General features: G+C 74.4%; 10 protein-coding genes and 1 pseudogene. 5 read left to right on the top strand and 6 right to left on the bottom strand.

Annotated elements, in window-relative coordinates:
• The first annotated feature begins 73 nt into the window (after window positions 1–73).
• On the top strand, window positions 74–1150 hold the full coding sequence (locus CCN39_RS42975) for a DNA polymerase ligase N-terminal domain-containing protein (RefSeq protein ID WP_086852352.1): 1077 nt from the start codon (window positions 74–76) through the stop codon (window positions 1148–1150).
• On the opposite strand, the gene CCN39_RS42970 is transcribed toward CCN39_RS42975, so the two are convergent.
• The 4 genes from CCN39_RS42970 to CCN39_RS42955 all read right to left on the bottom strand — a co-directional run bounded on the left by CCN39_RS42970 (window position 1140) and on the right by CCN39_RS42955 (window position 5980).
• Entirely contained in the window at window positions 1140–1520 is a 381-nt protein-coding gene (locus CCN39_RS42970; protein ID WP_086852350.1) for an SPW repeat protein, read from the bottom strand. The genes CCN39_RS42975 and CCN39_RS42970 overlap by 11 nt on opposite strands.
• Before the next feature lie 89 nt (window positions 1521–1609).
• Window positions 1610–2119 (bottom strand): hypothetical protein, encoded by a 510-nt coding sequence (locus CCN39_RS42965; RefSeq protein ID WP_086852348.1) that lies wholly within the window; start codon window positions 2117–2119, stop codon window positions 1610–1612.
• 102 nt (window positions 2120–2221) lie between these two features.
• The gene (locus CCN39_RS42960; protein WP_086852346.1) at window positions 2222–5170 is read right to left on the bottom strand and encodes an AfsR/SARP family transcriptional regulator; all 2949 of its coding nucleotides are present in this window, start codon (window positions 5168–5170) and stop codon (window positions 2222–2224) included.
• 105 nt (window positions 5171–5275) lie between these two features.
• On the bottom strand, window positions 5276–5980 hold the full coding sequence (locus CCN39_RS42955; RefSeq protein WP_086852344.1) for a DJ-1/PfpI family protein: 705 nt from the start codon (window positions 5978–5980) through the stop codon (window positions 5276–5278).
• A 98-nt stretch (window positions 5981–6078) separates the two neighbouring features.
• Between CCN39_RS42955 and CCN39_RS42950 the strand changes: the two genes are divergently transcribed.
• A complete protein-coding gene (locus CCN39_RS42950) occupies window positions 6079–7056 on the top strand; it encodes a GlxA family transcriptional regulator (protein ID WP_086852343.1) in 978 nt (325 codons plus the stop codon).
• A gap of 753 nt (window positions 7057–7809) precedes the next feature.
• Complete coding sequence (locus CCN39_RS42945; RefSeq protein ID WP_244211266.1) at window positions 7810–9168, top strand: YibE/F family protein; 1359 nt, start codon at window positions 7810–7812, stop codon at window positions 9166–9168.
• 1 nt (window position 9169) lies between these two features.
• On the opposite strand, the gene CCN39_RS42940 is transcribed toward CCN39_RS42945, so the two are convergent.
• Together CCN39_RS42940 and CCN39_RS42935 are read right to left on the bottom strand one after the other, a co-directional pair.
• A complete protein-coding gene (locus CCN39_RS42940) occupies window positions 9170–9799 on the bottom strand; it encodes a hypothetical protein (protein WP_086852340.1) in 630 nt (209 codons plus the stop codon).
• Window positions 9796–10368, bottom strand: coding sequence for an MBL fold metallo-hydrolase (locus CCN39_RS42935; RefSeq protein ID WP_086852338.1), 573 nt, complete (start codon window positions 10366–10368; stop codon window positions 9796–9798). Before CCN39_RS42935 ends, CCN39_RS42940 begins: the two co-directional genes overlap by 4 nt.
• A 148-nt stretch (window positions 10369–10516) precedes the next feature.
• On the opposite strand from CCN39_RS42935, the gene CCN39_RS42930 reads away from it, so the two are divergent.
• Both CCN39_RS42930 and CCN39_RS42925 read left to right on the top strand, forming a co-directional pair.
• The gene (locus CCN39_RS42930) at window positions 10517–11389 is read left to right on the top strand and encodes a peptidylprolyl isomerase (RefSeq protein ID WP_086852336.1); all 873 of its coding nucleotides are present in this window, start codon (window positions 10517–10519) and stop codon (window positions 11387–11389) included.
• Window positions 11389–11575 (top strand): annotated as a pseudogene (locus tag CCN39_RS42925) (aminodeoxychorismate lyase); the annotation flags it as partial. The gene CCN39_RS42930 and the pseudogene CCN39_RS42925, both read left to right, overlap by 1 nt.

Raw genomic sequence — 11575 nt, 5'->3', positions numbered from 1 at the left:
ATCAATCTCGCGCCCGCGCGCCCTTCCCCGGTACCCTGGAAGCTCTTCGAGCGGAAGGGGCACTGGGGCGGCCATGGCCGGAAAAGCCGACAAACTCGAGGAATACCGCCACAAGCGAGCGCGCGAGCGCACCCCCGAACCGTGGCCCGACGGCCCGCCCGTCCCCGGGGAGAACGACCTCTTCGTCATCCAGGAACACCACGCCACCCGGCTGCACTGGGACTTCCGGCTGGAACGGGACGGCGTGCTCGTGTCGTGGGCGGTGCCGAAGGGCCTGCCGCTCTCCCCCGGTGTTCCGCGGCTCGCCGTGCACACCGAAGACCACCCCATGGAGTACCTCACCTTCTCCGGCGAGATCCCCGCGGGTGAGTACGGCGGCGGCCGGATGACCGTGTGGGACACCGGGCGGTACGAAACCCTGCACTGGAACGACCACAAGGTCGAAGTCGTCTTCCACGGCGCCCGCACGCGCGGCAAGTACCTCTTCCAGAACCGGCACGACGAAGACGGCCGCGACTGGACCCTGCGCCGCCTCGATCCGGCGGACCCCGGCCACCAAGACGCGCCCGAGTTCCTCGAACCGATGACGGCCGGACCCGGTGCGCTGCCGGCGGACGACGACGAGTGGGCCTACGAATTCGCCTGGGGTGGCCTGCGAACGATGCTGCTGGTCTGCGGCGGCCGGGTCACCGCGCACGACGGTACCGGCGCCGACGTCACCGACCGCTATCCCGAGCTGCACAAACTCGGCGAGCAGCTGGGATCCACGGAAGTGTTGCTGGACGGCGAAATCGTCGTGATCAAGGACGGCCGGCCCTACCCCGCCGGCCTCGAAGAACGGCGCCGGGCCGACAGCGCGGCCGCCAAGCGGCTCAAGGTCGGCTGCCCGGTCTTCTACTTCGCCTCCGACGTCCTGCACCTCGACGGCCGGCCGACGCTCGAGCTGCCCTACACGAAACGCCGTGAGCTGCTCGACGGCCTGGGGATCGAGGACCGGCACTGGCAGGTCCCCCGGTACTTCCTGGGCGGCGGGGAAGCCGTCGCCGGCGCCAGCCGGCAGCACGGCCTCCCCGGTGTCGTCGCGAAGCGGGCCGACAGCCCGTACCGCCCGGGCGGCGGCGCGGATGACTGGCTGCTGATCAGGAACTGACCCGGCGAGCCAGCGCCACGCCCGCGACCACGACCACCAGACCGGCCACGACGTTGCCCACCAGAGCGCCCGCCGACGGCGGCGTCTCACCGCCGTGCCGGAGCACCCACGGAGAAACAGCGGCCCACGCGCCGAGGACCGGGACGACCCAGCCGATCAGCACGAGCCTGCGGGTGGCCGTGCGGGCGATCGCCAGCGCGACCAGCACCACACCGACGAGGGTGTCGCTCAGCGCCAGGACGCCCGCGCCGCCGAAGCCGGTGATCCACGGGGCCAGGACCAGGTAGAGCCCGGCGAGCAGGACCAGTCCGGCGGCCGCGCCGACCACCGCCGGGCGGTTCCGGACGGCCGGGGTGCTGTGGGATGTCATCTCCTCACCTCCACCCGCAGAGGTACCCGCTCGTCGCACCCGGTAACCGGAGCCGGCCCGCCCGAGGCGGCCGGCAGGCCCCGGTCCGGTCAGCACCCGCAGGTGTAGTACGTGATGTCCCAGTGGTTGCCCTCGTCGCAGTAGAGGTTGCCGGAGGCCGCCTTCCACTGCGGGTAGCCGTCGCCGCGCAGACCGGCGTAGCCGAAGTTGTTCTTGACGTAGGCGTCGATGCAGCTGTTGTGCGAGATGTCCACCTTGTAGCCGTTCCAGTGGCTGTAGGTGCCGGACGCGTGCCCGGTCTCGGTGCCGCCGGTGATGTTGATGGCGCAGCCGCTGGCCCGCTTCAGCGTGATGACGCCGCTGACCGTGCTCTGGTTGATCTGCTCGTACGACGTGCACGTCGAGTTGTTCCGGTTGGTGCAGTTGCCGCTCGACGAGTGCGTGACACCGGCGGCGGACAGCTGCGACGCGGCCTGCGCCTGGGTGAGCTTGGTGACCTGCTCGGTCGCCTGCGCGGTGCCGATGGTGGCGAACACCGCCGTCGCCGCGCTCGCGGCCAGCCCCAGTGCCACCCGCGCCAGCATCCGTTGTCCCGGCATGAGCTGTCTCCCTCGGTAAGGCGATCCGGACGCCGGTGAGCCAAATCGGGCCGGCCATAACTTCGCCAAACTCCGGGCGCCGCACCCCGGGCGGGGACGCCGTCAGGTCCTGATCTTCGTCAAGACTTCACGAGTCCGGTCGCGGTCCGGGGATGCGCTGGTGACGGCGGTGAGTTCGTGCAGCGCGCGCAGCTCCCACAGCGGGAACCCGAGGTCCCGGAACAACCCGGCCGAGGTGCGCAGCAGCCGTTCCGCTTCGCCGCCGTCGCCGGCCTCGGCCTGCGTCCGCCCGAGGCTGAGCAGCGCGTACCCGGTGCCGCGGCGGTCGCGCAGTTCCCGGAAGACGTCCAGCGCGAGCAGCAGGTGCCGGCGCGCGCCCGCCGGGTCGCCCGCGCGACGGCGGGCTTCGGCGAGGCTGCGGTGGGTGTAGGCGGCCGCGTGCCGGTGGCCGATCTGCTCGAACAGCGCCAGCGAGCGCGTCAGGAAGCGCTGTCCGTCGGCGATGTCCCCGGCGTCGGTGTGCAGGTCGCCGAGGCTGCGCAGGACGTGCGCCTCCCAGTGCCGCTCGCGGGTGCGGACGGCGCCGCCGAGCGCCCCGGTGAGCAGGTCGGCCGCCTGGTCCTGGCCGCCGTGGCGGCGCAGGACGTCGGCGTAGCGCTTGGCGGCCTGGTCGTGCCCGCGCCCGTCGTCGCATTCCCGGGCGAGCAGCATGCTCACCTCGAAGCTCTCGACCGCTCGCCGCACGTCGCCGACGTCCTCGGCCAGCGAACCCAGCTGCGCCGCCGCGGCCGCCTGCCCGCGGCGGTCCCCGCACTCGCGCAGCAGGCCCAGCGCCTCCCGCAGCTCGGCTTCGGCGGCCCGCGGGTCACCGCCGTCGAGGTGGACGTCGGCGAGCGCGGCCAGCACCGCACCCGTGCCCTGCGGGTCGTCCAGGGCGCGGTAGCGCTGCTCGGCCATGACGAAGTAGTTCTGCGCCCGGTGCCAGTGGCCGTGCTGCCAGTGCACGGCGCCGAGGTTGTAGAGCTTCTCGGCCTCCGCGCGCGGGTCACGGCGGCGGCGGGCCGCGGCCAGCCCGAGCACCGAGACGGCGCGGGCGGCGTGGCCGAGCCACGGGGTGCCCGCCAGCGCGGTGCAGGCGTCGGCGAGCCGTTCGGTCAGCTCGGGCGGGCCGTGCGCGCCCGCCAGCCGGACGGCGGCGGCGAGCAGGCCGGTCTCCTCGGCCGCCCAGGCCGCCGGGTCGGCCGTGATCCGCCGGGCGACCGCCGGATCCGGCTTCGGCAGCCCGGGCGCTCGACGGCCGCGGGCGTGTTCGGCGTGCGCCAGCGCTGCCTCGCACGCCCGGCGCAGCGCGGCTTCGTCGGCCGGGCTTTCGGCCAGCGCCAGCCGCACGAACGGGGGCACCGCCCACCGCGGCCCGGCCGGCTCCAGCAGGTGCGTGGCGGCCAGGTCGTCGAGGCGGTCGCGGGTTTCGCGGAGGGGCCGGTCGAGCAGCGCCGCGGCGCACCAGTCCGGGACGGCGACGCCGAAGGCGGCGAGCAGCCGCAGCAGCGACACCTCGGCGGCGGGCCGCTCGCGCAGCGCCGACGTCACCGCGGCGCGGACGCCGAGGTCGCCGGCGGTCAGCTCGTCGAGCCGGCGGCGGTCGTCGGAAAGCCGCGCGGCGAGGTCGGCGACGCGCTGGTTCGGCCGCGTCGCGAGCTTGACGCCGACGATCCGGACGGCGAGGGCGAGCCCGGCGCAGTGGGAGAGAAGCCGTTGCGCCGCTTCGGGTTCCGCCCGCAGCCGGTCCTCCCCGGCGATCGCCGCCAGCAGCGCCCACGCGTCCTCTGTGGACAGTGGCGGCACCGGGATCGCCCGTGCCCCGCACAGTCCCGGCAGCTCGCGGCGCGTGGTGACCAGCGTGGCGCAACCGGGCCCGCTCGGCAGCAGCGCGCGCACCTGGGCCTCCGACGCGGCGTCCTCGACCAGCACGAGCAGCCGCCGGTCGGCGGTGTAGCCGCGCCACAGCCCGGCCAGCCCGGCGCGGTCGGCGAGTTCGGCGGGGGTCGCGCCGAGCCGGCGCAGGAAGCCCGCCAGCACGGCCGCCGGTTCGGCCGGTGTCCCGTCCGGGGCGCGCAGGGACGCGGTCAGCTGGCCGTCGGGGAACCGGCGGCGGGCCCGCCAGGCGGCCTGGACCGCCAGTGCGGACTTGCCCGCCCCGGCGGCGCCGTGCAGCACGACCGGAGCCGGGCCGCGCAGGGCCCGGGTGACGTCGGCGAGCTCGGCCGCACGGCCGGTGAAGTCGGGTACCGCCGGCGGGAGCTGGGCGGGCGGCCCCGGCGTCGTCCACTCGGTGCCGGCGATCCGGCGGTAGACCGCGACGAGGTCGGCGCCCGGCCACACCCCCGCCTCGTCCCACAGCGCCCGCCGGGTCCGGCGGAGCACCTCCAGGGCCGAGTCGCGGCGGCCGACGGCGCCGAGGGCGGCGGCGAGCCGGGCGGCGAACCGCTCGTCGGCGGGCCGGGCCGCGACCACCGGGTCGAGCCGCTCGACGACCGACCGGCCGTCGCCGTCGGCGAGTTCCAGCTCGACCAGCTGCAGCAGCGCGGCCGAGCGCCGGTCGTCCAGCCACAGCTTGTGCGCCTCCAGCAGCGGGCCGCCCGCGACGTCGGCGAACGCGTCGCCCCGCCAGCACGCCAAGGCCCGTTCGAGCGCGCGGCGGCGTTGCGCGCGGTCGTCGGCGCCGGAGGCGAGCAGCGCCAGGAAGTCGTCGGCGTCCAGCTCCCCCGGCTCGACGGCGAGGGCGTACCCGCGCGGCCCCGAGCGCAGGCGCTGCCCGGCCTCGGCGGCGCCGAGACCGGGCGAGAGCGTCTTGCGCAGCTTCGACACGGTGACCTGCACGATCGCCGCGGCGCTCGACGGCGCGCCGTCCGGCCACAGCTCGTCGACCAGGGTGTCGCGGCCGACGAACTGGCCGGCCCGGGCGAGGAGGACGGCGAGCAGCCGCCGCGGCTGGGCCGCCGACGGCAGCGGGACGGAGGCCGTCAACGGGCCGAGGACCTGGAACCGCACGGCTACAACACCCCACCCGCGAGATCACCTGATCGAGCGAGCTGAATCTAACCTCCCGGCGGCTCGGGGGAACCCCGCTCACCCGGATGGCCGACGACGTTCGCCTCAGGCGTGGGCGAGCAGCTTCGCCAGCAGCGCCGGGTTCTCCGCCAGGCCTTCGCGCAGCGTGTGCTCCCGCAGCGGCTTCAGGTCGCCGTAGGGCTGGTTCGCCCAGTCCAGGGCGCCCTGCGGCGGCTCGGGGTCGTACTCGATGGCGAACTGGATGTTCGTCGCGACCTGGCGGCCGGCCAGCCGTTCCGCCAGGTGCAGGGCCAGGTCGATGCCCGCCGAGACGCCCGCCGCGGTGATCACCGGGCCGTCCTCGACCCACCGCCGGGCGACCGGGGTCGCGCCGAGCGCGGTCAGCAGGTCGCGGAACATCCAGTGCGTCGTCGCCTGCCTGCCGTCCAGGAGCCCGGCCGCGCCGAGGACGAGCGAGCCGGTGCACACCGACGTCACCAGCTCGGCGCTTCCGGCGGCGGTGCGCAGCCAGGCGAGGAGCCGCTCGTCGGCCATCGCGCGCAGCGTGGGGACGGTACCGCCGGGCACCAGCACCGCGAAGGGCGACGGCGCCTCGTCGAAGGTGTGGCTCGGGGCGATCCGCAGCGGGGTGTCGGTGCCGACGGTGTCTTTGGTGGCGCCGACGACGACGGTCCGGTAGCGCGGGTCGATCTGGGCGAGCGCGCTCAGCACTTGGAGGGGGCCGACGAGGTCCAGCGGCGTCAGGCCGGGGTATACGACGAAGGCGATGGTCTTCGGGTCATCGGTCATGCGTTCACGGTGGCGTTCGCGCGGGTGACGGGGGCCGCGGATGTCCGAATTCCTGCGAACCACGTCCGAGCGCCGGTCCCGGCTGCTAGCGTCCGATCATGGCAGGCTCACCCAGACGGGTCACGATCGTCGGTTACGCCGACGCCGAGCTGCTGGACATCGCCTGCCCCGCCGATGTGTTCGACGCGGCGAACCGGCTCGGCGCGCGCCCGCCGTACGAGCTGCAGCTGGCTTCGATCGACGGCCACGGCATCCGCACCTGCTCCGGGCTGACGCTGCAGCCGCACCTGCGGCTCGACCAGGTCGCCGGCGACCTGGACACCCTGGTCGTGTCCGGCGGCTGGGGCAGCACGGCCGCGGCCGCCGACGAGCGCATCCTGGCCCACGTCCGGCGGCTCGCCCGCACCAGCCGGCGCGTGGCCTCGGTGTGCACGGGCGCGGAGGTGCTCGCGGCGGCGGGGTTGCTCAACGGCCGCCGCGCGACGACGCACTGGCGCTACGCGGCCCGCCTGGCCCGGGACTACCCGTCGGTGACGGTGGATCCGGTGCCGCTGTACGTCCGCCACGGCAACGTCTACACGGCGGCGGGCGTGACGAGCGGGCTGGACCTGACGCTGTCGCTGGTGGAGGCCGACCACGGGCCGTCACTGGCCCGCGAGGCGGCCCGGATGCTCGTCACGTACCTGCAACGGCCCGGGAACCAGGCCCAGGTGAGCCTCTTCCTGGCCGGGCCGCCGCCGGAGCACCGCGAGGTCCGCGACCTCACGGCGTACATCGCCGAGCACCTCGACGCCGACCTGGGCACCTCGGCGCTGGCGGCCAGGGCGGGCATCAGCGCCCGCCAGCTGGCCAGGTTGTTCGACGCCCACCTGGGCACCACCCCGAGCCGCTACGTCCGCACGATCCGCACGGAGCAGGCGGCGCGCCTGCTGTCGGGAACGGACCTCCCGCTGGCGACGATCGCCCGCCGCTGCGGCTTCGGCTCGACGGAGACGCTGCGCCAGGCCTTCCTCGACCACTTCGACACGCCACCGTCGGCCTACCGCCGGGTCCACGTCCGCCAGGCCTACAGCTGAGGCCGTGTCGTCCCCCCAATCACGCGAGTCCCACCTCCAATCACGCGAGTCCCGTCTCCAATCACGCGAGTTCGGTGTGAGGGAGCGGTCGACACGCGTGCTTGAAGGGTCGACACGCGTGATGGGCGGGACGACACGGCGCATCGGGACGAACCGGGCCGTCGGCGGCCCCTCGCGCGGGGTGCGGAATCCCGCTGTCAGGATGTGCGGGTGGACCGTCCTGACCTCGACGACGACGAAACCGGCCCGATCCGCCGGATCACGGACGAGGTGTCCCTTTCGCCGGGCCACGGGACGTCCGGAACGCCGGATACGCCCCGGAAACCCGCCCGCCGGACGCCGCCCGAGGGTGCCCGCCGCGCGGCCGACCCCGGCCGCCGCCGCACGGACACCGGGGCCCAGCGGGTTCCGGCCGCGGACAAGCGGGCCGACACCGGGCCGCAGCGGGCGGCCCACAGCGGATCGCTGCGACTTCCCGCCGAGCCCCGCCGCCGGCGTGGGGACACGGGGCCGCAGCCAGTCCCCGGCAATGGCGACCAGCCACGCAACCGTCGCGGCGACACCGGGCCACAGCCACTCGCCGCCGACAGCGACCGACCCGCAGCACCCCGCCGCCGTGGGGACACCGGCCCGCAACCACTAACCGCCAACAGCGACCAGCCACGCAACCGCCGCGGCGACACCGGGCCACAACCACTCCCCGCCAACAGCGACCAGCCACGCACCCGCCGTGGGGACACCGGGCCACAGCCACTGCCCGCCGACAGCGATCGCGCGGCCGCCCGCCGAGGCGACACCGGGCCGCAACGAGCAACCGGCGCCCGGCCCAGCCGCAAAGCGGCCGCCGCCGAAAGCCCCGAAGCCGCGCACACCGGACACGGGCACGGCCACGGCCACGGCCACGGGCACGGCCCCGCCGCCCCAGCATCCCGCCGGGTTCGCCTTCTCCTGATCTGGCTGCTCGCCCCGCTCGCGCTCGCCACCGTCGTCGGCATGGTCGTCCTCTACCCCTGGGGCAAGGCCTCCCCCACCAGCGTCGTCCCGCAAGGCACCCCCGTGCACGCCGACATCCGCGCCACCGCCACCGGCCCCTGCCTCGCCCAGGGCCAAGTTCAGGTCGGCGACCAGACGGACCCGAACGCGAAACCCTGCCTGACCGTCGACCTCGCGATGACCGACGGCCCGGGCGAAGGGAAACCGCTGCGCCTCACCGTCCCGATCGAGCCCAGCACCCCGCGCTTCGCCGCCGGGGACGCCGTCGTCCTCGCCTACAACAACGGCAACCCCAATGATCCCGCCAGTTTCCAGCTCGTCGACTTCCAGCGCGGTACCCCGCTGCTCGTGCTGGCCGCCCTCTTCGCCGTCGCCGTGCTCGTGCTCGGGCGGTGGCAGGGCATCGCCGCGCTCGTGGCGCTCGGGCTCTCCTTCGTCGTCATCGCGCTCTTCATCCTCCCGGCCATCCTCGCCGGGGAAAATCCGCTGGTGGTGGCCATCGCCGGGGCCGGCGCGATCATGTTCATCGCGCTCTACCTGACCCACGGCCTCTCCGCGCGGACCTCCGCCGCCGTGCTCGGGACGCTCGTCAGCCTCGCCCTCATCGGCGTCCTGTCGGCCATCTTCTCCGCCGCCGCCTCGCTGACCGGGCTCGACGACAGCACCTCGACGCTCATCGGCTCGCTCGGCCACGGCATCGACGCGCGCGGGCTGCTGCTCGCCGGTGTCGTGATCGGCGCCCTCGGTGTGCTCGACGACGTCACCGTCACCCAGACCAGCGCCGTGTGGGAACTCCGCCGCGCCAACCCGGACCTGACCTGGCGCGAGCTCTACAGCTCCGGCCTGCGCATCGGCCGCGACCACGTCGGCTCGGCGGTCAACACCCTCGTGATGGCCTACGCCGGGGCCGCGCTGCCGGTGCTGCTGTACTCGTCGATCTCCGGCGTGGGGCTCGGCGCGCTGCTCGGCAGCGAGGACATCGCGCAGGAGATCATCCGGACGCTCGCCGGCAGCGTCGGCATCGTCGCGGCCGTCCCGGTGACCACCGTCCTGGCCGCGCTGATCGCCTCCCGCGAGCCCGCGGGACACCTCAGCACGGCGAAACCCGCGGTGGCCTGACTCAGTCCAGCGTCGCCACGAACCGGCTGACGGCTTCCATCGTGAAGCGCTGCACGTACTTGCCCGACGGCGCCACCGACGCCAGCCGGTAGAGCGGGCGCTCCGCCACGCCGGACCCGCGCGCCTCGGCCTTCAGTTCGGCGACCAGCAGCTCGCCGAACACGAGGCCGTTCGCCTCGGTGTTGTTCATCAGCGCGTTCGCGAGCTTCCGCAGCGGCATGATGCCCAGTTCGCGCCCGCCCGTCCCGGAGAACACGGCGAGGTCGACCTTCGCCACCTTGCCGCGCTGGCCGGCGTTGACCAGCAGGCTCACCGTGCGGCTGCCCCGGACGTCGCCGACGACGAGGTCGAGCCGGGTCGCGGTCGTCAAGTCGACACGGCGCAGCCCCCACGTGCGCACGAGCAGCGTCGAGCCCTCCAGCCAGACGCGGCGCCGGAGGCTGACCGCCATCACGTACAGCAGCGGCAGGGCGATCACCAGCGCGACGACCAGGCCGGTCACCGTGCCACCGATCAGGCCGGCGATCCCGCCGAACGCCGCGGCGACGATCACCACCCCGATCAGGCCCGAGATCCCGCGGCGACGGCGGCCGCGCGGGTCCTCCTCGAACAGCGCGATGCGTTCGGTCACCGTCCCGCCCCCGTCCCGGCGAGGAACGGGTTGCCCGCGCGTTCCCGGCCGATCGTCGTCGCCGGGCCGTGGCCCGGCAGCACCACCGTGTCGTCCGGGAACGCCGCCAGCAGGTCCCGCAGCGCCGCCGTCACGTCCCCGCGGCCGACCGACCCGGCGAACAGCGTGTCGCCGGTCAAGGCGAGCCGGCCGCCCTCGGGCGTCTCCAGGCCCAGCACCACCGAGCCCGGGGTGTGGCCCGGCACGTGCCGGACGTCGACGTCCAGGCCGGCGAACACACCCGGCGAGAGGGGCACGCTCTCCCCTTCGTACAGCGGCGCGTCGCCCGCGTGCAGGTGCAGCGGGACGCCGTGTTCGGCCGACAGCGCGGCCGCCGAGGCGACGTGGTCGGGGTGCCCGTGGGTGGCCAGCAGCGCCGCCGGGACCAGCCCGTGCTCGCCGAGCGCGGCGGCCAGCGGCGCGGCCACCTCCTGGCCCGGATCCACGACCACGCACGGCCCGCCGGCGGCCGCCGCCAGCAGGTAGCAGTTGGCCTGCAGCGGGCCGCTGCCGAACCCGACGACGAGCACCGAACGCCTCCCCGGACTTCCGCGCCGGATGGCGCCGATCACGATCGGGTTGAGACTAGCGGGCCCTGTACATGGTCCTCACAGGCTGTGCCCATACACTGCCGCTACCTCAAACGTGTGAGACGAGCGGAAACCTGGAGGGTACGGGGTGGCGACCAACCAGCAGCGCCGCGAAGCTGCGAAGCGCAAGCTCGAGCGGCAGCTCGAGCGCCGATTGGAGCAGCAGAAGCGACGCCGGATGATCGGGGCTGGTGTGGTCGGCGTGGCCGTCCTCGTCGTCGCCGGTGTCGTGGTGTGGATCGTGAGCGCGAACAGCGGCGACAGCACCAACGCCGCGGCGTCGTCCTCGGCCGCCCCGCCGCCGACCGACATCCAGATCCCGACGCAGCGCACCGCGCTGCCGAAGCGGGCGACCCCGCTGCCGAACCCGACGACGTGCGACTTCAAGGCGGACGCGACGGGCAAGGCGCCGAAGAAGGTGAACCCGCCGGACGGCAAGAACGTCCCGTCGACCGGCACGGTGAACGTGACGCTCAAGAGCACCGCGGGCGACATCCCGCTGACGCTCGACCGCGCGCTCGCCCCCTGCGCGGTGCAGAGCTTCATCAGCCTCGCCAAGCAGAACTTCTACAACGACACCATGTGCCACCGGCTCGGCACCGACGGCCTGCAGATGCTGCAGTGCGGTGACCCGGCGGCCACCGGCGACCCGACCACCGACGGCCAGGGCGGCCCGGGCTACACGATGCCGGACGAGGCGTTCCCGGAGATCAAGTACGGCCGCGGCATCCTCGCGATGGCGAAGACGCAGGCCCCGAACTCCGGCGGCAGCCAGTTCTTCATGGTCTACGGCAGCGCCGACGGCCTCCCGGCGGACTACTCGGTGTTCGGCAGCATCAGCGACGAGGGCCTGAAGGTGCTCGACGCGGTGGCGAAGGCGGGCATCGCGAACCCGAACCCGCAGGACGGCACCGGAGCGCCGACCAAGCAGGTCAAGTTCACGGGCGTCACCGTCCAGTAGTGCCCCGCATCGAGCTGAACGGGGATCCGCTCGGCCCGGACGCCGCACTCGCCGGAATGGTCTCCTACGGCCACTTCACCGCGATGCAGGTCCGGGACGGGCGGGTCCGCGGGCTCGCGTTCCACCTCGAGCGGCTCGCCACGAGCACGCGGCTGCTGTTCGGCTCCGAGCTCGACGTCGAGCTCG

The organism is Amycolatopsis kentuckyensis, assembly GCF_002155975.1.
Taxonomy (GTDB): Bacteria; Actinomycetota; Actinomycetes; order Mycobacteriales; family Pseudonocardiaceae; genus Amycolatopsis; species Amycolatopsis kentuckyensis.
This window is presented reverse-complemented; position numbering and strand designations above follow the sequence as displayed.

Coding starts and splice junctions, on each gene's coding strand:
- CCN39_RS42975 (WP_086852352.1), top strand. CDS start 74: ATGGCCGGAAAAGCCGACAAACTCGAGGAATACCGCCACAAGCGAGCG.
- CCN39_RS42970 (WP_086852350.1), bottom strand. CDS start 1,520: ATGACATCCCACAGCACCCCGGCCGTCCGGAACCGCCCGGCGGTGGTC.
- CCN39_RS42965 (WP_086852348.1), bottom strand. CDS start 2,119: ATGCCGGGACAACGGATGCTGGCGCGGGTGGCACTGGGGCTGGCCGCG.
- CCN39_RS42955 (WP_086852344.1), bottom strand. CDS start 5,980: ATGACCGATGACCCGAAGACCATCGCCTTCGTCGTATACCCCGGCCTG.
- CCN39_RS42950 (WP_086852343.1), top strand. CDS start 6,079: ATGGCAGGCTCACCCAGACGGGTCACGATCGTCGGTTACGCCGACGCC.